This is a genomic window from Aeromonas sp. R2-4 (assembly GCF_040908365.1).
Taxonomy (GTDB): Bacteria; Pseudomonadota; Gammaproteobacteria; order Enterobacterales; family Aeromonadaceae; genus Aeromonas; species Aeromonas veronii.
Map to the genome: position 1 here is coordinate 15,058 of NZ_JBFODO010000013.1, position 23,968 is coordinate 39,025.

The 23,968-nt window shown below is 59.3% G+C and carries 19 protein-coding genes; 5 read left to right on the forward strand and 14 right to left on the reverse strand.

Features of this window, described 5'->3' with window-relative positions; all coding sequences use genetic code 11:
- Positions 1-188: 188 nt before the first annotated feature.
- Genes AB5Z05_RS05400 through AB5Z05_RS05410 form a run of 3 tightly spaced genes read left to right on the forward strand, consistent with a single transcriptional unit; the run spans position 189 to position 4,106 of the window.
- Entirely contained in the window at positions 189-1,109 is a 921-nt protein-coding gene (locus AB5Z05_RS05400) for an AAA family ATPase (RefSeq protein WP_368150412.1), read from the forward strand.
- Positions 1,109-2,104, forward strand: a complete 996-nt coding sequence (locus tag AB5Z05_RS05405; RefSeq protein ID WP_368150413.1) for a DUF58 domain-containing protein — start codon at positions 1,109-1,111, stop codon at positions 2,102-2,104. The genes AB5Z05_RS05400 and AB5Z05_RS05405 overlap by 1 nt, the downstream gene beginning before the upstream one ends.
- Positions 2,091-4,106, forward strand: a complete 2,016-nt coding sequence (locus AB5Z05_RS05410) for a transglutaminaseTgpA domain-containing protein (protein ID WP_368150415.1) — start codon at positions 2,091-2,093, stop codon at positions 4,104-4,106. Before AB5Z05_RS05405 ends, AB5Z05_RS05410 begins: the two co-directional genes overlap by 14 nt.
- A gap of 64 nt (positions 4,107-4,170) precedes the next feature.
- Here AB5Z05_RS05410 and AB5Z05_RS05415 read toward each other — a convergent pair whose 3' ends face one another.
- Entirely contained in the window at positions 4,171-5,601 is a 1,431-nt protein-coding gene (locus AB5Z05_RS05415; RefSeq protein ID WP_368150417.1) for an alanine/glycine:cation symporter family protein, read from the reverse strand.
- 701 nt (positions 5,602-6,302) lie between these two features.
- Between AB5Z05_RS05415 and tal the strand changes: the two genes are divergently transcribed.
- Entirely contained in the window at positions 6,303-7,253 is a 951-nt protein-coding gene (tal, locus tag AB5Z05_RS05420) for a transaldolase (protein WP_139443195.1), read from the forward strand.
- A 160-nt stretch (positions 7,254-7,413) separates the two neighbouring features.
- A complete protein-coding gene (locus AB5Z05_RS05425) occupies positions 7,414-7,596 on the forward strand; it encodes a DUF3545 family protein (RefSeq protein WP_005338547.1) in 183 nt (60 codons plus the stop codon).
- Between the two features lie 286 nt (positions 7,597-7,882).
- Here AB5Z05_RS05425 and accA read toward each other — a convergent pair whose 3' ends face one another.
- From accA to uppS, 13 genes are all read right to left on the reverse strand, one after another.
- Entirely contained in the window at positions 7,883-8,833 is a 951-nt protein-coding gene (gene accA / locus AB5Z05_RS05430; RefSeq protein WP_005338549.1) for an acetyl-CoA carboxylase carboxyl transferase subunit alpha, read from the reverse strand.
- Positions 8,834-8,848: 15 nt separating this feature from the next.
- A complete protein-coding gene (dnaE, locus tag AB5Z05_RS05435; protein WP_042081101.1) occupies positions 8,849-12,328 on the reverse strand; it encodes a DNA polymerase III subunit alpha in 3,480 nt (1,159 codons plus the stop codon).
- 38 nt (positions 12,329-12,366) lie between these two features.
- Positions 12,367-12,957: a ribonuclease HII gene (gene rnhB, locus AB5Z05_RS05440; RefSeq protein ID WP_019445224.1), complete on the reverse strand. Its 591-nt coding sequence runs from the start codon at positions 12,955-12,957 to the stop codon at positions 12,367-12,369.
- A 119-nt stretch (positions 12,958-13,076) separates the two neighbouring features.
- Complete coding sequence (gene lpxB, locus AB5Z05_RS05445; RefSeq protein ID WP_368150420.1) at positions 13,077-14,216, reverse strand: lipid-A-disaccharide synthase; 1,140 nt, start codon at positions 14,214-14,216, stop codon at positions 13,077-13,079.
- Positions 14,209-15,000, reverse strand: coding sequence for an acyl-ACP--UDP-N-acetylglucosamine O-acyltransferase (lpxA, locus tag AB5Z05_RS05450; RefSeq protein WP_005338557.1), 792 nt, complete (start codon positions 14,998-15,000; stop codon positions 14,209-14,211). Before lpxA ends, lpxB begins: the two co-directional genes overlap by 8 nt.
- Before the next feature lie 5 nt (positions 15,001-15,005).
- The gene (gene fabZ / locus AB5Z05_RS05455) at positions 15,006-15,467 is read right to left on the reverse strand and encodes a 3-hydroxyacyl-ACP dehydratase FabZ (RefSeq protein ID WP_150390375.1); all 462 of its coding nucleotides are present in this window, start codon (positions 15,465-15,467) and stop codon (positions 15,006-15,008) included.
- Between the two features lie 24 nt (positions 15,468-15,491).
- Positions 15,492-16,511, reverse strand: coding sequence for a UDP-3-O-(3-hydroxymyristoyl)glucosamine N-acyltransferase (gene lpxD, locus AB5Z05_RS05460; RefSeq protein ID WP_368150422.1), 1,020 nt, complete (start codon positions 16,509-16,511; stop codon positions 15,492-15,494).
- 3 nt (positions 16,512-16,514) lie between these two features.
- Positions 16,515-17,027 (reverse strand): OmpH family outer membrane protein, encoded by a 513-nt coding sequence (locus AB5Z05_RS05465; protein ID WP_005338563.1) that lies wholly within the window; start codon positions 17,025-17,027, stop codon positions 16,515-16,517.
- Positions 17,028-17,176: 149 nt separating this feature from the next.
- Positions 17,177-19,708 carry an outer membrane protein assembly factor BamA gene (gene bamA / locus AB5Z05_RS05470; protein ID WP_075114987.1) on the reverse strand — a complete coding sequence of 844 codons (2,532 nt, stop codon included), beginning with the start codon at positions 19,706-19,708 and terminating at the stop codon, positions 17,177-17,179.
- A gap of 34 nt (positions 19,709-19,742) precedes the next feature.
- Complete coding sequence (gene rseP / locus AB5Z05_RS05475; RefSeq protein ID WP_005338567.1) at positions 19,743-21,095, reverse strand: sigma E protease regulator RseP; 1,353 nt, start codon at positions 21,093-21,095, stop codon at positions 19,743-19,745.
- Positions 21,095-22,291, reverse strand: coding sequence for a 1-deoxy-D-xylulose-5-phosphate reductoisomerase (gene ispC, locus AB5Z05_RS05480; protein WP_005338569.1), 1,197 nt, complete (start codon positions 22,289-22,291; stop codon positions 21,095-21,097). Before ispC ends, rseP begins: the two co-directional genes overlap by 1 nt.
- Positions 22,291-23,148: a phosphatidate cytidylyltransferase gene (locus AB5Z05_RS05485; protein WP_026034918.1), complete on the reverse strand. Its 858-nt coding sequence runs from the start codon at positions 23,146-23,148 to the stop codon at positions 22,291-22,293. Before AB5Z05_RS05485 ends, ispC begins: the two co-directional genes overlap by 1 nt.
- 27 nt (positions 23,149-23,175) lie before the next feature.
- Entirely contained in the window at positions 23,176-23,952 is a 777-nt protein-coding gene (gene uppS / locus AB5Z05_RS05490; RefSeq protein WP_005338574.1) for a polyprenyl diphosphate synthase, read from the reverse strand.
- Between the last annotated feature and the right edge of the window lie 16 nt (positions 23,953-23,968).

Consider the following 23,968-nt stretch of genomic DNA (forward strand, 5'->3'; position numbering starts at 1 on the left):
AAATATCATATTAAGTTGCGTGCCTGAGCGGCCATATTTAATCGACCAGACACAGCAATAAACCGGGTCACCTCCCGCTCATTGCCATCTCATCGCCTCACTTTTACCGCCCACCAGTTATCCGCCTTCGGCTTTGCGGGCGTATAAGCTGTAGGGGCAACGCAATACAGGGAATGTGTATGACGGGTATGAAAAAAGAAGAACAGATTGCCGGGCTGCTGGCGGCACTGGAGCAAGTCATTCTGGGCAAGCCGCTGCAACTGAAAATCGCGCTGGTAACCCTGCTGGCGCGCGGTCATCTGCTGATCGAGGATCTGCCCGGCATGGGCAAGACCACCCTGGCCCACGCGCTGGCGCAGGTGCTGGGGCTGGCATGCAGGCGGTTGCAGTTCACCGCCGATCTGCTCCCCGCCGATTTGCTGGGCCTGCAGATCTTTGATCCCCGCCAGCAGCACTTCACCTTTCACCCCGGCCCCATCTTCACCCAGGTGCTGCTGGCCGACGAGATCAACCGCGCCAGCCCCAAGGTGCAGAGCGCGCTGCTGGAGGCGATGGCCGAAGGCAAGGTGAGCATCGAGGGCCACACGCACCCACTCCCCGATCCATTTTTCGTCATCGCCACCCAGAATCCGGCGGATCAGGCGGGCACCTATCCACTGCCGGAGTCCCAACTCGACCGCTTCGCCGTGCGACTCTCGCTGGGTTTTCCGCCGCGAGAGGCGGAGCGCCAGCTACTGCGGGGCAACCAGCCGAGCGGCCCGTTGCCCGCCATGCTGGATGCTGCCGGACTCGCCACCTTGCAAAGCGAAGGTGATGCTATCCATGTTTCCGATGCCACCCTCGACTACCTGCTGGCGCTGGTGCACCAGAGCCGCTTTGATGGGGATCTGCCACAGCCCCTCTCCCCCCGGGCAGCCCAGAGCTTGCTGGCGGTGAGCCGTGCCTGGGCGCTGGTGGCGGGGCGGCGCTTTGTCACGGTGGAGGATGTGCAGGCAGTCTTCCCCTATGTGGCCGAGCATCGGCTGCGGGGCAGCTTTGGCGTACAGCACGGCGAAGCCTGTCCCCTGAGCCAGCGATTGCTGGCCAAGGTCGATCCGGATAATCCCTGATGAGCAAATTGCTAAACCGTTGGCAACAGTGGCGAGCCCGCTGGCAGCGACGCTGGCTCGATCGCCGCATTCCCCCGGCCCGCCAGATCACGCTGGGTACCCGCAGCCTCTTTATCCTCCCCACCCGCATGGGGCTGCTCTATCTGCTGGTGCTGCTCGCCATCTATCTGCTCGGCACCAATTACCAGAACAATCTGGTGCTGCTGGTGGCCTACTGCCTCGGCAGCCTGTTTATGGCAGCCATGTGGCTCACCCACCGCAATCTGCTGGGGCTGGAGCTGCTGGGTGGCCCGCTGATGCTCGGGGAAGCGGGTAGCCAGCTGCCTATCCGTATCTTGGTGCAGAGCCCGCGCCCGGTGCAGGCACTCAGCTTTAACCTCAACGAAGGCACCCTCTGGCTGGCACAGACCGACGCTGTGCCCAGCTCAGTTATCCTGCCTGTATCGGGCTCGCGCCGTGGGCCACTGCCCCTAGGTCGATTGCGGGTCGAGAGCCGCTACCCTCTTGGCCTGTTTCGCTGCTGGTCCCTGCTGGACTTGCAACTGGAGGGCTGGCTCTCTCCCAAACCGGTATTCGGCGCGTTAAGGGGGGAGCATGCGACCCAAAGCGAGGGTTATCAGGGCCAGCCCGCTCCAGCGCCCCTCGGTGACTTTGATACCCTGCGGACACATCAGGCCGGTGAACCACTGAGCCGGGTCGCCTGGAAGCAACTTGCCCAAGGGCGCGGCCTGCTGACCAAACAGTTCCATGAACCACAGCAGGATGACAATCACCTCACATTGCCGCGGGTCGCAGGCGGGGATCTGGAGCAGCGGCTGGCGGTGCTGGCCTGGTGGTGCGCCGATTACGGCAAGCGGGGCATCCCCTTCACCCTGACGCTGGCAAACCAGACGCTGGGGCCCGATAGTGGCGCCACCTTTGTGCAGCGCTGCCTGCTGGCACTAGCCCAGTTCGATGCCACACCACCGAAGAGCACGCCCGATGCTGCTCGATAACCGCCGTCTGTTGCCACTCATCGCTCTGCAACAGCTGCTGCTGGTCGCGGCGCTCTGGCCCCAACTGCAGATCTGGGTGGCGGCGGTGGGCGCCATCACCCTCGGCGTCCGGGCCATGATGCTGTGGCGCGGCTGGCCGCCCCTGCCTGCCCGCGGGTTGGCGCTGCTGGCCATCACCACTGTGCTGTTGCTGGGACTACAGTGGCGTGGCTTGGGCACCCTGCCCGCCCTGATCAATCTGCTCTGGCTCGGCTATAGCCTCAAGATGATCGAGGTACGGCGCGAGCGGGATATCGAGCTGGTGCTTCTGCTCGCCTTCTTCCTCATCACGCTGGCGCTGGTACAACGCCAAAGCATCGGCTGGACGGCCGGGATGGGAGTGGCACTCTGGCTGGCAGTGACCGCGCTGGTGGCCGCCGTCGCCCCCGAGCAGAAAAGGCCATGGCGCAGCGCAGGCGGTGCCCTGCTGCTGGCGCTTCCTTTGCTCATCACTCTGTTTTTGCTGCTGCCGAGGCTGCCGCCCCTCTGGCAGATGCCCACCACCAGCCGCGCCCTGTCGGGGCTCTCGGAAGAGCTGGCCCCCGGCGATATCAGCGAACTGGTCAACTCATCGGAACTGGCGTTTCGGGTCACCTTTGCCGATGGTCCGCCCCCGGCCCGCGAGCGCTACTTTCCGGTGATGCGCCAAGAAGTTTTCGATGGCCAGCGCTGGTTGCTGAGCCCCGAGATCAGGGCGTGGCAAAAGACAGTGCCGGTGCAAACCGGGCTGACCCTTCTGGCATCCTCTTCACAAGCCAGTACTCAACTGGCAGATAGTCCGTTACCCGCCGGAAGCTACGAGGTGATCGCCGAGCCCCAGCGCCACCGCTGGGCCTTTGCCCTGAGTGAACCGCGTCAGCTGGCGGGCCCTGTGCTGCTTACCCCTCTCGACACCCTCTATCGTCAGGGGAGCGGCGAAGTGGCGATCCGTTATCGCATTGGCCGCGGCGAAGCACAGATCGAGGACGACCACCAAGCCGCCCAGCGCAACCTGCAACTGCCAGCCGGAGGCAACCCGAGAGCGCGCGCCCATGGCCAAGGGCTGGCCGCACGCCATCCGGATCGCGCAGCGCTGGTCGCCGCCCTGCTCGCGCAGTTTCGCAGCCAATCCTATTACTACAGTCTGACCCCGCCACGACTTGGCCGTGACGGGGTGGATGAGTTCCTGTTCGATACCAAGCGCGGCTTTTGCGGCCACTATGCCATGGCGACCGCTTTCGTACTGCGCGCAGCCGGTATTCCAGCACGGCTGGTCACCGGTTATCTCGGCGGTGAGTGGAATCCAAGGGGCAACTATCTGGCGGTACACCAGTTCGATGCTCATGCCTGGGTGGAGTATCTCGATGAAGGTCGAACATGGCGGCGAATCGACCCCACGGCGGCAGTGGCACCGGAGCGCATTGAAGGCGGCGTGAGGGAGGCGCTGAGCGACGAGTTTACCGCTGCCGACCCCCTCGCTTTGCAGCGTTATCGCAACTGGGCTCTGCTCAATCAGCTGCGCTGGTGGGGCAACAATATCGACTACCAGTGGAGTCGCTGGGTGATTGGTTACGATGCGGGCCAGCTCTGGCAGCAAATTGGCCTGCGCTGGCCTGCACTGACGGGGCACACTCCCTGGTTGATCCTCGCCAGCCTGATGCTGGTCGCCCTGCTGGTGAGCCTGCCCCTGCTGTTGCCCGCCCCCCTGCCGCCAGAGCGGCGCATCTGGCAGCCCCTGCTCAAACGGGGCAAACGCAGTGGCTACCCACCAGAGCCCGCCGAGAGCATGGGGGCATGGTGCGAGCGGCTGGCACGGCTGCGTCCCGACCTTGCCCACTCCCTGCTAAAGAGTGCGTGGCTCTATCGACTCTGGCGTTATGCCCCCCTCAGCGAACGGCAACAAGGGCGCTGCTGGCGCCAGTTGCGACGGCGTGTCAGACAGCTCGTCCAGCGCTGGGATCAACAGCCAACGAGTTCACCATAAAAGAAGGGGGGAGCCACCGGCTCCCCCCTTCAGGTTTTAATCAAGAGGTTTGACTCACCGCTTGTTACTTTTTGGTCGGATTGTCCCAGATCCCCTCTTCCAGCTGGGAGCGGATCTCGGGGTACTTGTTGGCATCAAAGGTGGGTACCTTGCCCAGCCGGAGCTGGTCGTTGTAATCCTTCGCCAGCTTGATGGCAACGCTGGAGAGCAGCAGGATAGCCACCAGGTTGACGATGGCCATCAACCCCATGGAGACATCAGCCATTGCCCAGACGGTCGGCAACTCGCCCACAGAGCCGAACATCACCATGCCCAGCACAAACATCCGGAACAGCATCAGGCCGCCCTTGTGGTTGTGCTCGAGGAACACCAGATTCGTTTCGGCATAGGAGTAGTTCGCCACGATAGAGGTGAAGGCGAAGAAGAAGATGGCCGCCGCGATAAAGATGTTGCCACCGCTGCCAATCTGGGAGGAGAGCGCCCGCTGGGTCAGCTCGACACCGGTCACGCCGGAGCCCGGCTCAAACTGACCTGACATCAGGATGATGGCGGCGGTACAGCTGCAGATGACGATGGTATCCATAAAGACCCCCAGCATCTGCACATAACCCTGGGAGGCCGGGTGCGGCGGATAGGGTGTGGCAGTCGCTGCAGCGTTGGGCGCAGAGCCCATGCCCGCTTCGTTGGAGAAGAGACCACGCTTGATACCGTTGATCATCGCCTGGGAGATGGCATAACCCAGCGCACCCGAACCAGCCTGCTCAATCCCGAAGGCGGACTTGATGATCAGCATGAAGACATGGGGCAACTCGGTGATGTTCATCGCCACGATCACCAGCGCCAGCAGGATGTAGGCCAGCGCCATAAAGGGCACCACCAGCTCGGCAAAACGGGCGATACCACGAATGCCGCCGAAGATAATCAGGCCGGAGAGCGCCACCAGCGCCAGACCGCTGACCCAGTCAGGAATGCCAAACGCCACCTTCATCGCCAGACTGATGGAGTTGGCCTGCACCGCGTTGAACACAAGGCCAAATGCCAGGATCAGGCAGAGCGAGAACACCACCCCCATCCAGCGCATGCCAAGGCCTTTCTCCATGTAGTAGGCCGGGCCACCACGGTAGTTGCCATCCTCATCCTTGACCTTGTAGAGCTGGGCCAGGGTGCTTTCAACGAAGGCGGTCGCCATGCCGATAAAGGCAATCAGCCACATCCAGAAGATGGCGCCGGGGCCACCCAGATAGATGGCGACAGCCACACCGGCCAGGTTGCCGGTGCCGACACGGGCGGCAAGGCTGGTACAGAGGGCCTGGAAGGAGGAGATGCCCGCGTTGTCCGATTTACGGCTGTTTTTCAGCACGGAAAACATGTGGCCAAAGTGACGGATCTGGATAAAACCCAGGCGGAAGGTGAAAAAGATACCGACCCCGATGAGCAGGTAGATGAGCACGGCTCCCCACATCAGGTCGTTTAGCATCGCAATCAAGGTGTCCATAATTCTCTCGTTGTTATTCACATCCATGGTCAGTCTGCGCTGACCGTTTTCTGTCTGTCGTTTAATTAGCGTTTCGCTAAAGGGGCGGAATCTAGCACAGCGGGAGAGCCCGGAATAGTGATCCCGGTCACGCGAGACACAAAAAACGAACGGTAAAAGCCCATAAAGCTCCATTTAAATCGCAAACTTTCAACAAACTCAATAATTCAATCAGACAGGCCACTATTAAGCCCCATAAGAGAACCATTTTGATATATCCCTGATGAGCTATCCGAAAACGCAAACGCTTGCATGAAATGGCTTTCAAACGGAGACATTTCGCCAAACGTTTTCGCTGTAATTAAATTTCAAGTACGTAGTGAGATAATTTATGTGATCGACGACACAAATATGGATATTGGCTAAAAAAGTTCAGCTGAAAGCAAACCGGAGCGAGGTCGGAACGAAATGTAAAAAACCTTACTAATCATATAGTTTCAAGCCATAAAACGGGATAACTCAACAGCCTGAATGTTTAACAACCAAGCGCCCCTATTGCAGGATGCAGCACATCAGTATTAATTAGGCAGGCAATGACGATGGGCCGCCCCCATCGCGCTTTTCTGAGCCTGAGGCACCAAGATCCTGTAATTTTATTTCAGAACCACCGTCTCAAGCCCGCAACCCAGGGATTACTCCCTCATTAAGAGATGATATTCGCTATGGCCGATAAATTAACCCAGCTGAAAGCCCTGACCACTGTTGTTGCCGACACCGGTGATATCGAAGCCATCAAACGCTATCAGCCCATCGATGCCACCACCAACCCCTCTCTGGTTCTGAAGGCCTCCGAGATCCCCGAGTACGCTCCGCTGATCGAAGACGCCATCAAGTGGGCCAAAGCCCAGAGCCAGGACAAGGCACAGCAAATCATCGACGCGGGCGACAAGCTGGCCGTCAACATCGGTCTGGAAGTGCTGAAGATCGTTCCGGGCCGCATCTCTACCGAAGTGGATGCCCGTCTCTCCTTCGATACCGAAGCCAGCATTGCCAAAGCCCGCAAGCTGATCCGTCTTTACAACGAAGCCGGCATCAGCAACGACCGCATTCTGATCAAGCTGGCCTCCACCTGGGAAGGGATCCGTGCCGCCGAGGTTCTGGAGAAAGAGGGTATCCAGTGCAACCTGACCCTGCTGTTCTCCTTCGCCCAGGCCCGTGCCTGTGCCGAAGCCGGTGCCTTCCTGATCTCCCCGTTCGTGGGTCGTATCCTCGACTGGTACAAGGCCAAGCACAACCGTGATTACACCGCCAGCGAAGATCCGGGCGTGGTCTCCGTCACCTCCATCTACAACTACTACAAGCAGCACGACTACCCAACCGTCGTGATGGGGGCCAGCTTCCGCAACACCGGCGAGATCCTGGAACTGGCCGGTTGCGACCGCCTGACCATTGGCCCGGCCCTGCTGGAAGAGCTGAGCAAGACCGAAGGCGCCGTGGTACGCAAACTGGACTACACCGGTGAGCGCAAGGCCAAACCGACTCCGATGACCGAAGCCGAATTCCGCTGGGAACTGAACCAGGATGCCATGGCTCACGAGAAGCTGGGCGAAGGTATCCGCATGTTCGCCATCGACCAGGGCAAGCTGGAAACCATGCTGGCAAGCCGCCTGTAATCGGTTCTTTTTTCTGATAAAAACCGGGCCCCTGACAAGGGGCCCGGTTTTTTTTCATGGGCTTTTTTAGCGCTGTCATAGAGTCGTCACGAAAACGTTTTAATTTCAGATTCGTTATGTTATACGGGTGGTGAAAACGATAAAAACCAAGGAGGGAGCCATGGAAATGTTCAACTTCGATTATGACGAGGTGGTTGAACTCGGTTCGCGTAGCCGCGGGACAACGGGAAAAAAACGTAAATGGCGTGAAATCGAGGCGTTGAAAGACAAACATCGCCTGCAGAAGGAGCTGCAATCCATCGATATCGCCTATGAAGGTCTTACAGACGAGATTGAACTGTAATACCACCAGACACCTGTAAAAGCGCTCCGCACAGCCGGGGCGCTTTTTTATGCCGCAATCGGATGATCAAGCGGCTTGTCATGCCACCGCTAGCAATGCCAAAGGATGCTGCAGGCTAATGACAGTCATCACCAATAACATGGCATACCAACCCTGCCCCTCACTCGCGAAGAGTGAGCGGCGCCGTTTCAGGGCGCGTTGGGGCAATCACCGCAAGACATGTCATCAGTAATAAAAAGCCCCCGTCGCTGACGGGGGCCTGAATACTCGGGGCTGTCGGCTGCGCTTAGCAGTAGCCGTAGCCTAGCAGACGCTGGTAGCGCTGCTCCAGCAGTTGCTCGGTATCGAGCGGACGCAAGGCGTCCAGATCCTGCTTGATACGAGCCTTGAGGTTTTTGGCCATCTTCTCCACATCGCGGTGGGCACCGCCGAGGGGCTCGTCGATCACGTGGTCGATCAGCTTGAGCTCTTTCAGACGCTGGGCAGTGATACCCATCGCTTCGGCAGCCACAGAAGCTTTGTCAGCGCTCTTCCACAGGATGGAGGCACACCCTTCCGGCGAGATGACGGAGTAGGTAGAGTACTGCAGCATGTTGACGCGGTCACCCACGCCAATGGCCAGCGCACCACCTGAACCGCCCTCACCGATCACGGTGCAGACCACCGGCACGGTCAGACCGGCCATCACTTTCAGGTTGCGGGCAATCGCTTCGGACTGACCACGCTCTTCGGCACCGACGCCGGGGTAAGCGCCCGGGGTGTCGATAAAGGTGATGATCGGCATCTTGAAGCGCTCGGCCATCTCCATCAGACGCAGGGCCTTGCGGTATCCTTCCGGACGCGGCATGCCGAAGTTGCGCTTGATCTTCTCTTTGGTCTCGCGACCCTTCTGGTGACCAATCACCATCACCGGCTCACCGTCGAGACGGGCGATGCCGCCGACGATAGCCTTGTCATCGGCATAGGCGCGATCGCCAGCCAACTCGTCGAAATCGGTGAAGATATGCTCGATATAGTCAAAGGTGTAGGGGCGCTGGGGATGACGCGCCATCTGGGATACCTGCCAGGCCCCCAGATCACCGAAGATCTTCTTGGTCAGCTCTTCGTTTTTCTTCTCCAGCCGGCGGATCTCGTCTTTCAGATCCACGGCGTGATTGCCTTCACTCACATGTTTGAGTTCATCAATCTGCGCCTGCAACTCGGCAATCGGCTGTTCAAAATCCAGAAAAAGACTCATAGGGCCTTAGAACCTCTAATCAAAAACCAATTCAACCCGCTCTCGTCCAAGCAGGACTCGCAAGTCATCTATCAGTTGATCGGTGGGCGTCACCCGCCACTCGGTACCGAGCGTCAATCGCACCCGGGAGCCGGGGCGACGATAGTTTACCTGAACCGGACAGACTCCGGCACGGGCGGGCTCCAAAATCTCGCACAAACGCGGGAAAAAGCGATCATCAATCCGCTGTTCATCGAGGGAGATGCGGATTGCTCTGGCAAAACGCTCCCTCGCATCGTTGATATCCAGTAATTCTCGAGCCGACATTTTAAGGCCACCGGAGAAGTCATCAAAGCTGACCTGTCCAGAAACCACCAAAATGCGGTCTTTTTGCATCAATTCTTCATATTTTTCCAGCGCTTCACTGAACAGGGTCACATCGAGGCGACCGGAACGGTCGTCCAGGGTGAAGATCCCCATCTTGTTGCCACGCTTGGTCACCATGCTGCGGGCCGCAATCACCAGCCCCGCCGCCGTGGTCACGGTATCGCGGGAGGTGGGGTGCAGATCGCACAGGCGACCCGAGGTATAACGACGCAATTCGCTGCTGTACTGGTTGATGGGGTGGCCGGTGAGATAGAGCCCGAGGGTCTCGCGCTCCCCTTCCAACCACACCTTGTCAGGCCAGTGCGGCACATTGGCAAACGCCTTCTTGACGTCGTCAATCTCTTCGGTGAGCACGCCGAACATGTCGACCTGCCCCACCGCCTGCGCCTTGGCGTGCTGCTCGGCGGCACGCATCGCCTCCTCCAGGGTCGCCATCAGGGCGGCGCGGTGAGGGCCGAGCCGATCCATGGCGCCGGAGAGGATCAGCTTCTCCATCACCCGCTTGTTGAGCTTCTTGATGTCGACCCGGTTGCAGAAGTCGAACAGATCGCGGAACGGGCCGTCTTGATCCCGGGCGCTCAAGATCGCATCGATGGGGCCTTCACCGACCCCTTTCACTGCCCCGATCCCGTAGACAATATGACCATCTTCGTTGACCGAGAAGCGATAGCGGCCGGTGTTCACATCCGGCGGGATCACGGTGAGCCCCATCCGCTGGCACTCGTCCACCAGAGTCACGATCTTGTCGGTGTTGTCCATATCGGCGGTCATGACCGCCGCCATGAACTCGGCCGGGAAGTGGGTCTTGAGCCAGAGGGTCTGGTAGGAGACCAGCGCATAGGCGGCGGAGTGGGATTTGTTAAAGCCGTAGCCCGCAAACTTCTCCACCAGATCGAAGATCTTCATCGCCAGTTCGCCGTCGACGCCATTTTTGACGGCACCCTCCTCGAAACCGGCTCGCTGCTTGGCCATCTCCTCGGGCTTTTTCTTACCCATAGCCCGGCGCAGCATATCCGCGCCACCCAGCGTATAACCCGCCAGGGTCTGGGCTATCTGCATCACCTGCTCCTGATAGAGGATGATGCCGTAGGTCGGTTCCAGAATCGGTTTCAGGCTCTCGTGCTGCCACTTCTCGTCCGGATAGGAGATCGCTTCATTACCGTGCTTGCGGTCGATGAAGTTATCCACCATGCCTGACTGGAGCGGGCCCGGTCGGAACAGGGCCACCAGTGCGATCATGTCTTCGAAGCAGTCGGGGCGCAGCCGCTTGATGAGATCCTTCATGCCGCGGGATTCCAGCTGGAATACCGCGGTGGTCTCGTAGCGCTGCAGCAGGTCAAACGACTTCTTGTCATCGATGGGGATGGCGGCGATATCCACCGGCGGCTTGCCCTCTTTGGCAAGACGCGGGTTTATCATGCCGAGCGCCCAGTCGATGATGGTGAGAGTGCGCAGACCGAGGAAGTCGAACTTCACCAGACCTGCGTATTCCACGTCGTTCTTGTCGAACTGGGTGACCGGGTGATGGCCCTCGTCATCGCAGTAGAGCGGCGCAAAGTCGGTGATCTTGGTGGGCGCGATCACCACGCCACCGGCGTGTTTACCAGCGTTGCGCACCACCCCTTCGAGACGGCGAGCCATGTCGATGAGGTCTTTGACCTCCTCATCCTGCTCGTAGAGCTCGGGCAGCTTGGGCTCGGCCTCGAACGCCTTGGCGAGCGTCATGCCCGGATCCGGCGGAATGAGCTTGGAGATGCGATCCACAAAGCCGTAAGCGTGGCCCAGCACTCGGCCCACGTCCCGCACTACTGCCTTGGCCGCCATGCTACCGAAGGTGATGATCTGGGAGACCGCATCCCGGCCATACATGTCGGAGACGTGCTCAATCACCTCGTCGCGTCGGTCCATGCAGAAGTCGACGTCGAAGTCGGGCATGGATACCCGCTCGGGGTTCAGGAAACGTTCGAACAGCAGGTCAAATTCCAGCGGGTCGAGGTCGGTGATCTTGAGGGCGTAGGCCACCAGAGAGCCCGCCCCCGAGCCCCGGCCCGGACCAACGGGGATGCCGTTGTCCTTGGACCACTGGATAAACTCCATCACGATGAGGAAGTAACCCGGGAAGCCCATCTGGTTGATCACTTTCAGCTCGATGTCGAGACGCTCGTCATACTCGGGACGACGCTCGGCACGCACTTGCGGATCCGGGAACAGGAACTCGAGACGCTCCTCCAGACCCTCTTTCGACTTGGCCACCAGAAAATCTTCGGTAGTCATGTCGCCAGTCGGGAAGTTGGGCAGGAAATATTCGCCGAGACGCACCGTCACGTTGCAGCGCTTGGCGATCTCCACCGTGTTTTCCAGCGCTTCGGGAATGTCGGCAAACAGCTCCGCCATCTCCTCCTGACTACGCAGGTACTGCTGGGGGCTGTAGCGACGGGGACGGCGTTTGTCCATCAGGGTATAGCCATCGTGGATGGCAACCCGGATCTCGTGGGCATCGAAGTCATCGGCGTTGAGGAACACCACCTCGTTGGTGGCGACCACTGGCAGCTCGAACTCGGTGGCGATGGCCACCGCCATGTGCAGGTAGACCTCTTCGTCGGGTCGACCGGTGCGCAGCAGTTCGAGATAGTAGGCATCCGGGAAGTGGGTCTGATAGAAGGCGACACACTGCTCGGTCATCTGCCGGTTGCCCTTGAGCAGGAACTTGCCCACATCCCCCTCGCGGCCACCGGAGAGGACGATCACCCCCTTGGCATGTTCGGCGAGCCAGCTCTTGTCGATAACCGGACGCCCCTGCACGTGGCCGCGCTGATAGCCGCGAGAGATAAGCAGGGTGATATTCTGGTAGCCGTCGTTATCCATGGCGAGCAGGGTGAGGCGGAACTGCTCGTCGCCGAGCTCATCGCTCTGCACCCAGAAGTCGGCACCGACGATAGGCTTGATCCCCTTGCCGTGGGCCGCGCCATAGAAGCGCACCAGACCGCACATGTTCATCTGATCGGTCAGCGCCAGCGCCGGCATGTTGTTGGCCGCAGCCGCCCCGACGATGGGGTTGATCTTCTGCAGGCCATCGACCATGGAGAAGTCGGAGTGGACTCGCAGGTGGATAAAACGGGGGTCAGCCATCGTCATCTCCTCTCGCTGCTCAAACTAAATGGCATGGTCTACTCGATCCCTAGTGCGCGGCGCACCGGCTTGAAGCTCTTGCGATATTCGGGCAACGGGCCACGCTCGGCCAGAATGGCGAGGTGCTCAGGCGTAGGGTAACCCTTGTGGCGGGCAAAACCATACTCGGGATGGCGACAGTCCAGCTCGGTCATCTCCGCATCTCGGGTCACCTTGGCGAGGATAGAGGCGGCGCTGATGGCGGCCACCAGACTATCGCCCTTGACCACGGCGCGCGCTTCCATCGGCAGCGCCGGGCAGCGGTTGCCATCGATAAAGACCAGCTCGGGGGTGACCTTCAGTCCCGCCACGGCGCGCTGCATCGCCAGCATGGTGGCATGCAGGATGTTGAGCCCGTCGATCTCCTCTGGAGTGGCGCGACCGATGGCCCAGGCGAGCGCCTTCTCTTTGATCTCGTCAAACAGGGCGAGGCGCTTCTTCTCAGAGAGCTTCTTGGAGTCGTTGAGCCCCGCGATCGGATTGGCGGGATCGAGAATGACCGCAGCGGTGACCACGTCACCCACCAGGGGGCCACGGCCCACTTCGTCCACACCGGCAACCAGCTTGTCGTCAGGAATATCGATCATCATCTTGTAGCCTTGAATCAAAACAGGCCCCGTGGGGCCTGACAGGGGTCGACTGGCGCGGCATCACCGCTCGGAAAACGGATTAACGGGCTGTGCGGCGCAATCGACGGTCCGAAATAGCGTTATCTGCCGAGCAGATCCGCCACCGCATCGGCGGCCTGCGAGTCGGCATTGCAGCGGATCAGCTGGTGCAGCTCGGTGAAGGTGTTGACCAGCGCACTGTTTTCGTGCTCGAAGTACTTGCTCACCTCTTCCACCAGATTCTCCGGGGTGCACTCGTGCTGGATGAGTTCCGGCACCAGCATGCGACCGGCGAGCAGGTTGGGCAGAGAGACAAATTCGGTCTTTACCAGTCGCTGGGCCAGCCAATAGCTGAAGGGCTTGAGCTTGTAGCCCACCACCATCGGCTTTTTCACCAGCATGGCTTCGAGCGCCGCGGTGCCAGAGGCCAGCATCACCACGTCGGCGGCGATCATCGCCTCGCGGCCCTGCCCTTCCAGCAGCACCATGTCGAGACCCGGCGCTACCTCGGCCTTGATGGCCATAAACTGCTCGCGCCGTTTCTGGTTGACCAGCGGCACGATGAAGCCGAGATCCGGATAGCGCACCGTCAGGTGTTTGCACGCCTCGAGAAACAGGGGGGACATAAAGCCCACTTCTGCGGTGCGGCTGCCCGGCAGCACTGCCAGCCAGCGGCGATTGGCATCGATACCGAGATTGCGACGCACGGCAGCCTGATCCGGCACCAATGGAATATCGTCCGCCATGGTATGGCCGACAAAACGGCAAGGGGCGTCGAAACGGTCGTAAAAGGCTTTCTCGAACGGCAGGAAGGCGAGCACCATGTCGGTGGCAGCTTTGATCTTGTGAATGCGGTTCTGGCGCCAGGCCCACACAGAGGGGCTGACATAGTGAACCGTCTTGATACCGGCGCGGCGCAGTTTCAGCTCCACTCCGATATTGAAATCCGGTGCATCCACGCCGATAAAGACATCGGGCGGATTGGCAATAAAATGGCGCAACAGTTCGCGACGGACCTTGAGGATGCGCGGCAGACGGCCCAGCACCTCGGTGATCCCCATGACGGAGAGCTCTTCCATCTCGAACAAGGCCTTGACGCCGAGGGCCTGCATCCGCGGCCCGGCGATCCCTTCGAACTGCGCATCCGGGTAGCGGGCCTGCAGCTCGCGCACCAGACCAGCGGCCAGAATGTCGCCGGAGACCTCTCCGGCGACGATACCGATACGAACCGGATCAGGCACGGATGATTCCGCGCTCGTTATCTTTGAGGAAGTCCACATAGAGCTGGACGGCCGGTTCGGCTTGCGCCATCTCGATCAGCACCGGCAGCACCTCTTCGATGGTCTTGCCGGAGCGGAAGATCTCTTTGTAGGCACGCTTGACGGCTGAGATGGCCTCGGCGCTGAAACCGCGGCGACGCAGACCTTCAGAGTTGACCCCGAACGGCTTGGCGTAGTTGCCGGCAGCCATCACGTAAGGCGGCACGTCCTTGTTCAGGGCGGCGCAGCCACCGACGAAGGCGTGGGAGCCAACACGGCCAAACTGGTGAATGGCAGAGAGCCCACCGAAGATCACGAAATCGCCGATCACCACGTGGCCCGCCAGGGTCGCGTTGTTGGCGAAAATGCAGTTGTCACCGATGATGCAGTCGTGGGCAACATGAACGTTGACCATGAACAGGTTGCCGCTGCCCACCTTGGTCAGAGATTGATCCTGAATGGTGCCACGGTGGAAGGTGCAGTTCTCGCGAATGACGTTGTTGTCGCCAATTTCGAGGAAGGTGCGCTCACCGGCGTACTTCTTGTCCTGGCAATCCTCACCGATGGAGGTGTGCTGGAAGATCTTGTTGCCGCGACCAATCTTGGTCGGGCCCTTGATCACCACATGGGAACCTACCCAGGTGTTGTCACCGATTTCCACCTCGGCGCCGATGACAGAAAAGGGGCCGATTTCAACCCCTTTACCGATCACGGCAGACTCATGGACGATGGCAGTATCGTGAATGATGGCAGTCTGGTCGATCACGTGTGTTAAACCTCGCGTTTGGCGCACATCAGCTCGGCGGTACAGACCACTTCACCGTCGACGGTGGCGACACCGGTGAACTTGGCAATACCGCGACGCTCTTTCAGGAACTCCACGTCGAGCACCAGTTGGTCACCGGGGCCGACCGGACGCTTGAAGCGAGCGTTGTCGATTGAGGCAAAATAGTAGAGTTCGTTGGGAGACGGCTTGCCCACCATGGTAAAGGCCAGGATACCGGTGGCCTGTGCCATCGCTTCCAGGATCAGTACGCCCGGGAACACCGGCTTGGCCGGGAAGTGCCCCTGGAAGATCGGCTCGTTGAACGAGACGTTCTTGATGGCGCGCAGGGTTTTTCGCTCCTCGCTGATCTCGTAGTCGTCTACACGATCCACCATCAGAAACGGATAACGGTGGGGCAGCAGATCCATGATTTCCTGGATACCCAGGCTCTTCTTTTCAGTAGTCAAAACAGTACCCTATACCAATCGTGATTATTCTTGATCCAGCTTCTTCTCAAGCTTGCTTAACCGCTTGTGCATCTCTTCGATACGCATCACCCGGGCGGCGGTCTTGCGCCACTCTTTATTGGTTTGCAGAGGGATGCCGGAAGAGTAGACACCGGGCTCGGTAATGGGTCGCATAACCATGGCCATACCGGTAACGGTGGCCTGGTCGCAGATCTCCATATGCCCGTTAAAGACGGAAGCGCCGCCAATGATACAGTATTTGCCGACCTTGAGACTACCAGCCATCACGGTAGAGCCCGCCACGGCGGTGCCGTAACCGATCTCCACGTTGTGGGCGATCTGGCACTGGTTGTCGATGATGACGTTGTCAGCGATGCGGGTATCTTCCAGCGCACCGCGGTCAATGGTGGTACAGGCACCGATCTCGACCCGGTTGCCAATGGTCACACCGCCGAGCTGGGGGATCTTGATCCACTCGCCACGCTCGTTGGCATAACCGAAACCATCGGCGCCGATCACTGTGCCGGATTGAACCAGACAGTCGGTACCCATGGTCACATTGTGATAGAGGGTGACGTTGGCCCACAGCCGGGAGCGTGCTCCCAGCCGGGTATTTTTGCCAATAAAACAGCCCGGGCCAATGCGTACATCGTCACCCAGCACGACGTCGGATTCGATCACTGCATTGGCGCCGATGGCCACTCTCTCGCCCAGTTGCACGTCAGCCGCGATAACGGCGCTCGGATGGATATCCGTGGCCGGCTGCGGGGTAGTGTCCAGCAGTTGGGCTACCCGGGCAAAGCCCACATAGGGGTCTTTGAGCACCAGGGCATTGGTGGGACAAAATGGCAGATCCGCTTCTGTAATGAGCACGGCGGTCGCCTTGCTCTGCTCCAGATAATGCCGGTACTTTTTGTTGGACAGGAAGGTGATATCCCCCTCCCCGGCCTTTTCCAGTGTCGCTACCTTGCGGATTTCCAGGGTTCCGTCGCCATGGACCTGGGCCCCCAGTTGCTGGGCCAGCTGTGCGAGAGTGAATGCCATCAATTAGTTGCTCTTGCTTACCTGAGAAATAACCTGGCCGGAGATGTCCAGCTTGCTGGCGGCATACGGGGCGGCATTGCGCTCCAGCACCAGATCGTAACCATTGCTCTTGGCGATGGAATCGATGGCAGCCTGTACCTTGGTCAGGATCTTGTTGCGCTCTTCGGACTGACGGCGACCGTTGTCCTGCTCAAAGGCTTGACGCTTCTGGTTGAACTCCATCTGCAGCTTGGCCAGCTTCTCCTGGTTCTGCTTCTTCTGCTCGGCGCTCATGAAGGCTTCATCCTTGCGGAACTTCTCGACCAGCTTCTGGCCTTCCTGTTCCAGCTTCTGCAGCTCACGCATACGCGGCTCGAATTCACCTTTCAGCTTGGCTGCAACGGCTTCACGCTGGGGCAGCTTTTGGAAGACTTCGCCCATATCCACCACGGCGATCTTGGTCTCAGCGAAGGCAGAACCCATGCCGGCAGCCATCAGTGCAAAGCTCAAACCAGCTACTTTCAACGCTTTATTCACACTTACTCCTTGTTCCCTCATGGCGAGGGCTACCTGATTTACCCGATTATGCAAGCGGTGTTAGGACCGTCTTGTTACCTGGTGAGGCACGCATACCGCGCGTCCCATCATTGAAGACCCCCACCGCATGGGTGGGGGCGAAACTCTGCTTAGAAAGTACGACCGATGTTGAAGGAGAAGACTTCGGTGCGATCCCCTTCGTATTTCTTGATCGGCTTGGCCAAGGCAAACACCAGCGGGCCCATCGGAGAGAGCCACTGCAGGGAGACACCGGCAGAGACCCGGATATTGCCCGGGTTGGAGTAGTCCTGGCTCAGATAGTTGCAATCAGAACCGGCGGCGCAAGGATATGCCCCGTTGGCAAAATCAGTGCTCCATACGGTACCTGCGTCCATAAAGACGGTTGAACGGATCTGCGGACGATAGGTCTCGGAGACGAACGGGGTCGGGAAGACCAGCTCCAGTGAGGCGACGGCCAGAGCGTTACCGCCTACCGAGGTGTCGGAACCTTCGTAGTAGCCAGTTTCACACGGCTGAGAACCCGTGCAACTGCCAGCACCCGGCTTGTTGTAGGTCTTGTAGATCGCCTTGGGACCAATGGTATTGCTCTTGAAGCCACGTACCGTATCGAAACCACCGGCATAGTAGTTCTCGAAGAACGGCAGCATGGAGTCATCGCCATAGCCGTTACCGTAGGAGACACGACCCTTGCCGATCATTACCCAGCTGTGATCCGCATCGAGCGGGAAGTAGTGGGCATCTTCGGCAGAGAGCTTGTAGTACTGCAGCTCCATGCCCGGTACGGTCACCTTGGCGTTGATACGCTGACGATCGCCAGAAGTCGGGAACATCCCCTTGTTCAGGGTAGAGCGGGTCCAGCCAGCTGTGACATCAACGGTCACGAAATCGAGGTTGGAACCATCCTGTGAATAGGCATTCCAGAACTGATCCATCTGTACCGACTGGCGGTTATCGTTCCACTGATCCCAGCAGTAGGTATTGCCATCAGTATCCGGATTGTCCTTCAGACACTCCTGATAGTTCTGGGCATTGAATGACGGACGGCTCAACTTGGTGCTCTCGATACCGGTGCTGAAGTCGAGACGGTTGAACTCGTTGACCGGGAAGCCGCTGGAGAGACGGAAACCGATGGTTTCATTCTCGTAATCAACAATATCGGCATCATCGGCGCGGAACTGGTTGTAGTAGACCCGACCACCCAGGCTGACACCATCCACTGTGAAGTAGGGGTCGTTGTAGCTCAGGTCAACGTTCTTGGAGTAGTCGTTGGTGCTGGCGTTGATGGAGACCTTTTTACCGGTACCCATAAAGTTGTCCTGGGAGATCCCCGCCTGCAGGCTCAGACCCGATTCGGTACCGTAACCGATACCGGCGTTGATGGAGCCTGCTGGCTGCTCCTTGACCTTGAAGTCGAGGTCAACCAGGTCATCGTTGCCCGGCACCCGCTTGGTGTCCACTTCGACGCTCTCGAAGTAGCCAAGACGGTTGAGACGACTCTTGGACTGCTCGATGTTGTCGGAGGAGAGCCAGGTACCCTCCATCTGGCGCATCTCGCGACGCAGCACCTGATCTTCGGTGGTGGCGTTACCGCTGAAGTTGATGTTGCGCACATAGACACGGGGGCCAGGCTCAACGTTGACGATCAGCTCCACTTCTTTGGTCTTGTCATTGACCTGCGGGAAGGTGACCACTTTCGGATAGGCGTAGCCGTAACGGCCGAGGAACTTGGAGAGCACCTCTTCGGTATGAGTCACCTGACTGGCGGAGTAGGTGCTGCCGGCAGCGATCGGGATCAATCCCTTCATCTCGCCACCGCGATCGATCAAGTCACCCTTGAGCTGGACACCGGAGACCTTGTACTGATCCCCTTCCTTGATGTTGAGGGTGACGTAGACGCCCTTCTTGTCGGGGGTCATGGAGACCTGGGTAGACTCCTGCTGGAAGCGGATATAGCCGCGGTCCATGTAGTAGGAGCGCAGGGTCTCGATATCACCGGCCAGCTTCTGCTTCTGATAGCGCTGGTCGGCGGTGAAGTTCCACCAGGGCACTTCATCGCGCAGGGAGAGCTGGGCAATCAGCTTCTCTTCAGGGAAGACGCTGTTGCCGACGATGTTGATCTGCTGGATCTTGGCCGCTTCCCCTTCCACGAAGGTGAACTTGAGGTCGACCCGGTTGCGCGGCAACGGAGTGACGATGGCCTTGACCTTGGCGGAGTATTTACCCACGCCATAGTAGAAATCTTCCAGTCCCTTCTCGAGGGAGGTGAGTACGGTGCGATCCAGCGGATCACCCACACGAATACCGGAGGACTCCAGACTCTGGGTCAGTTGCTCCTCTTTGATATCCTTGTTGCCGGCAAACTCGATGCTGGAGATGGTCGGACGCTCCTTGACCATCACCTGCAGCACCTGGCCGTCACGGTAAACCTTCACATCCTCGAAGTTACCCGAGGCATAGAGCTTTTTGATGGCGCTGGCCAGAGCCACGGAGTCGACGGTATCACCGACCCGGATCGGCAGGTTCAACAGTGCGGCACCCAGGGTCACCCGTTGCAGACCTTCGACCTGGATATCTTGCACCACAAAAGAGGCAGGGGCCGCCTGGGCCAGGAAACTGGCACCCAGCAGGCAACTCAACACCAATGCTTTTTTAACAGCCATTTTGTTCTTATGTGTCCTTGTTGATGCTCTGGCCTCAGAGGCGAGCGAAATCGTTAAACAGCGCAATGCCCATCAATAACATCAGAATGGCGGCGCCGATCCTGAAACCCACTTCCTGTATTTTCTCTGATACCGGCTTGCCGGTGACCGCTTCGATCAGGAAATAGACCAGATGGCCACCATCGAGCACCGGCAGGGGGAACAGATTGATAATTCCCAGGTTGACGCTGATCAGCGCCAGAAAACTCAAGAAATAGACCAGACCATAGTCGGCACTGCTGCCGGCGCCCTTGGCAATGGAGATGGGGCCGCTCAGGTTGTCCAGCGACACGATGCCACCGATCAACTTGCCAATCATGTCAAAGGTGAGCGTGATCAGGCTCCAAGTCTTGTCCGCGCCATGCCACAGCGCCTGCAAAGGCCCATACTGTAACAGAATTCGATATTCATCCGGTAATGGAACCAGTTGCGGCGAGAGACCGACGAATCCTACCAGCTTGCCCTGCACCTTGCGGCTATCCGGGGTCAGGGTCACGTTGAGATCACTGTTGTTGCGCTCAACCACCACTTGCAGGGGTTCGCCCGGAGCCTGCTGCACCAGCTCGACAAACTGGGCCCACGCGGTAATAGGCTGATCGCCGACCTGTTTGATACGGTCACCGACCTGCAGCCCCGCCTTTTCACTGGCACTCTTGGCCACCACGGCAGCGACGACTGGCAGCACTTTGCCACTCAGGGGGACAATTCCCAAGCTGCCGATGGGCGACTCTTTATCCGGATCGAAGGTCCAGCCAGTCAGCGACAAGGTTTTATCGGTGGCATAGCTGGTATTGGGTGCCTGCACCTTGAGAGTCACAGCATCGTCACCCAGATGGCTGATAAGGGCGTAAGTGACGCTCTCCCAGTCACCGGTCTGCTCATCGCCGACCCCGACAATCTCCATCCCCGGCAGCACACCCGCCTCGGCCACGATGGATGCCGGACGCACTTCACCGATCACCGGCTTGACGCTCGGCACCCCGATGATAAACATCAGCCAGAGGGCAAACAGGGCAAAAACGAAGTTGGCCATAGGACCTGCGGCGACAATCGCCATCCGCGCCCAGACACTCTTGTGGTTGAAGGCATACTGCTCGTCACCGGGCTTGAGTTCATCGACCCGGCCATCGAGCATCTTGACGTAGCCACCGAGCGGGATCAGCGCCAGCACATATTCGGTGCCATCTTTACCCATCCGGCGCCAGATCGCCTTGCCAAAACCGATGGAGAAGCGCTCAACCTTGACGCCACAACGACGGGCCACCCAGAAGTGACCAAACTCGTGCACTGCGACCAGCAGGCCCAGCGCAACAACAAAAGCACCGATATTCCACAACACACCGCCCATCAGCCAAGCTCCTCAATCAAAGTGTGAGCACGGGCTCTTGCCGCACCGTCCAGGGCAAACAGATCATCGAGCGAGCCGACGGCGCTGCTCTCCAGCGCCAGCATCACTGCCTCGTTGATCCGGGCAATATCCATAAAGCCGATGCGCCCGGCCAGGAAGGCGGCAACCGCCTCCTCGTTGGCTGCATTGAGCGCAGTGGTCGCCGCTTGTCCCTTCTGGCAGGCATTGATGGCCAGCGCCAGACAGGGGTAGCGATCATAATCAGGCCGGATAAAGCTGAACTCTCCGACACTGAAGAAATCCAAAGGTTCCACACTGGAGGGGATGCGATTGGGATAAGCCAGCGCATGGGCGATGGGGGTACACATATCCGGATTGCCCAGCTGGGCCAGCACGGAGCCATCCTTGTACTGCACCATGGAGTGGATCACCGACTGCGGGTGGATCACCACCTGGATCTGCTCGGGCGCCGCATTGAACAGCCAGCGCGCCTCGATGTACTCCAGCCCCTTGTTGATCATGGTGGCGGAGTCGACCGAAATCTTGGCCCCCATCGACCAGTTGGGATGAGCGATGGCCTGCGCCGGCGTCACCTTGGCCAGCTCGCTGATCTCGGTGTAACGGAACGGGCCGCCAGAACCGGTCAGCAAAATCTTGCTGATCCCCGCCGCCGCCAGATCGCAAAAACCGGGCTGGCGCTGCACAGCGGTCGGCAGACACTGGAAGATGGCATTGTGTTCGCTGTCGATGGGCAGCAGCTCGGCGCCATGCTCGCGCACCGCCTCCATGAAGAAAGCACCGGACATCACCAGCGCCTCCTTGTTGGCCAGCAAAATACGCTTGCCGGCACGTACCGCGGCCATGGTCGGGGCCAGTCCGGCCGCACCGACGATGGCGGCCATCACGCTATGGGCGTCGGGGTGAGCAGCAACCTCGCAAAGGGCTGCTGCACCAGACATGACCCGGGTCGCACTGCCGTGCGCTTTCAGACGGGCAGCCAGTTCACGGGCGGCATCCTCATCGACCATCACGGCAAAGCGGGGGGAGAATTCGAGGCAGTCCCGCAACATGGCATCCACGTTGCGGGCGGCGGTCAACGCCAACACTTGCCAACTGCCCGGGTTATGGCGCAGCACTTTCAAGGTACTCTGACCAATGGAGCCGGAGGCTCCCAGAATAACCAGTGACTTGTGCATCAAAACTCCTGACTGAGTAGCAGATAACTGAGCAGAAACACCGGCAGAGCGGCGGTCAGGCTGTCGATCCGGTCGAGAATACCGCCATGACCCGGCAGCAGAGTGCCGGAGTCCTTGATGCCTGCTTCGCGCTTGAACATGCTCTCGGTCAGATCGCCGAGCACGGAGGCCAGCACCGCCAGCAGAGAGCAAAACAGCACGGTGATCATCTTGGCAGGAACAAATCCCATCGACCAGGTAACGCCGATGGCCAGCAGGCTGGCGGTAAAGAGGCCGCCACACATTCCTTCGATGGTTTTGCCCGGACTCACAGCCGGTGCCAGCTTGTGCTTACCGAACGCCTTGCCGAAAAAATACGCGCCAGAATCTGCCGCCCAGACCAGTCCCATCACGAACAACAGGATCCAGGCGCCCATCATGGGGTCATGGTAAAAGTTGTAACCACGGATGGCGACCAGCGACCAGAAGAAAGGAACCAGGGTCACCAGACCAAACAGCGACTTGAGCCAGATAGACTCTTTCCACAGCTTGGCGCTTTGGGGATAGCGCAGCACCAGCAGCAGACCCAGCAGCCACCAGCTTACCGCGGTCCAGAGCACGCCCATCACGAGGGGGTGCAGATGGGGCGTCCAGAGTTGCTCTACCGGCAGCCAAAAGAGGCTGGCACCGAGCAACAGACAAAATACGATGGGTAACCATTGCTGCGGAGCAGCAGAGACAAACCCACTCCATTCGCGACTGGCCAACAAAAACACCAGCGCAGCCAACAGGGCAAAAAATTTCAATGGCAGAAAGAAGAGCGCCCCCAACACCAGGGGGATCAACATCAAAGCAGTAATAATTCGTTGTTTTAGCAAAAGAAACCTCTCTCTTGGGAGCGGGGTTTAGCCGGTCTGCTGCTCGGCGATCAATTCCCGTATCTGTTCACCCGTGCAACCGAAGCGACGCTCGCGGGCAACGAAAGAGGCAACCGCCTCACTGAACTCGGCCTCGTTGAAATCGGGCCACAATACCGGGGTAAAATAGAGCTCGGCATAGGCGAGCTGCCATAACACAAAGTTGCTGATGCGATGATCACCACCGGTGCGGATCAACAGGTCCACGGGTGGCAGATCGGCCATGCAAACCTCGCGGGTCAACATGGATTCATCAATGTCGTCAGCGGCCAGTTCACCGGCCGCCACTGCTTTGGCCAGCTTGCGGGCCGCCTGAGCGATATCCCACTGGCCGCCATAGTTGGCCGCAATGTTCAGGGTCAACCCCTTGTTATTGGCGGTCAAGGCTTCCGCCTTGGCGATTTTGGCCTGCAACCGCTCACTAAAGCGAGCAGTATCGCCAATCACCTTGAGCCGGATCCCGTTGTTGTGCAGTTTCTGCACCTCACGACCCAGCACTGTAATGAACAGTTCCATCAAGGCACTGACCTCCCCTTCCGGGCGGCGCCAGTTCTCGCTGGAGAATGCAAACAGGGTCAATGCCTCGATCTTGGCACGCGCAGCAAAGGTAACGGCCTCGCGCACTGACTTGACGCCCGCCTTGTGGCCATAAACCCGCATCTTGCCTCGGTTCTGGGCCCAGCGACCGTTACCATCCATGATGATGGCGACGTGACGGGGTAAAGACGAGTTGGCACAATCACCCAACGCAGCCAAAAGCGACATGTAATTCTCCCACAAA

Excerpts from the sequence above, each read along its gene's own strand:
- AB5Z05_RS05415 (WP_368150417.1), bottom strand. The coding sequence starts at position 5,601 with ATGGACACCTTGATTGCGATGCTAAACGACCTGATGTGGGGAGCCGTG.
- AB5Z05_RS05400 (WP_368150412.1), top strand. The coding sequence starts at position 189 with ATGAAAAAAGAAGAACAGATTGCCGGGCTGCTGGCGGCACTGGAGCAA.
- rseP (WP_005338567.1), bottom strand. The coding sequence starts at position 21,095 with ATGGGCGGTGTGTTGTGGAATATCGGTGCTTTTGTTGTTGCGCTGGGC.
- AB5Z05_RS05410 (WP_368150415.1), top strand. The coding sequence starts at position 2,091 with ATGCTGCTCGATAACCGCCGTCTGTTGCCACTCATCGCTCTGCAACAG.
- bamA (WP_075114987.1), bottom strand. The coding sequence starts at position 19,708 with ATGGCTGTTAAAAAAGCATTGGTGTTGAGTTGCCTGCTGGGTGCCAGT.
- dnaE (WP_042081101.1), bottom strand. The coding sequence starts at position 12,328 with ATGGCTGACCCCCGTTTTATCCACCTGCGAGTCCACTCCGACTTCTCC.
- uppS (WP_005338574.1), bottom strand. The coding sequence starts at position 23,952 with ATGTCGCTTTTGGCTGCGTTGGGTGATTGTGCCAACTCGTCTTTACCC.
- AB5Z05_RS05425 (WP_005338547.1), top strand. The coding sequence starts at position 7,414 with ATGGAAATGTTCAACTTCGATTATGACGAGGTGGTTGAACTCGGTTCG.
- ispC (WP_005338569.1), bottom strand. The coding sequence starts at position 22,291 with ATGCACAAGTCACTGGTTATTCTGGGAGCCTCCGGCTCCATTGGTCAG.
- tal (WP_139443195.1), top strand. The coding sequence starts at position 6,303 with ATGGCCGATAAATTAACCCAGCTGAAAGCCCTGACCACTGTTGTTGCC.
- AB5Z05_RS05405 (WP_368150413.1), top strand. The coding sequence starts at position 1,109 with ATGAGCAAATTGCTAAACCGTTGGCAACAGTGGCGAGCCCGCTGGCAG.
- lpxD (WP_368150422.1), bottom strand. The coding sequence starts at position 16,511 with ATGGCATTCACTCTCGCACAGCTGGCCCAGCAACTGGGGGCCCAGGTC.
- accA (WP_005338549.1), bottom strand. The coding sequence starts at position 8,833 with ATGAGTCTTTTTCTGGATTTTGAACAGCCGATTGCCGAGTTGCAGGCG.
- rnhB (WP_019445224.1), bottom strand. The coding sequence starts at position 12,957 with ATGATGATCGATATTCCTGACGACAAGCTGGTTGCCGGTGTGGACGAA.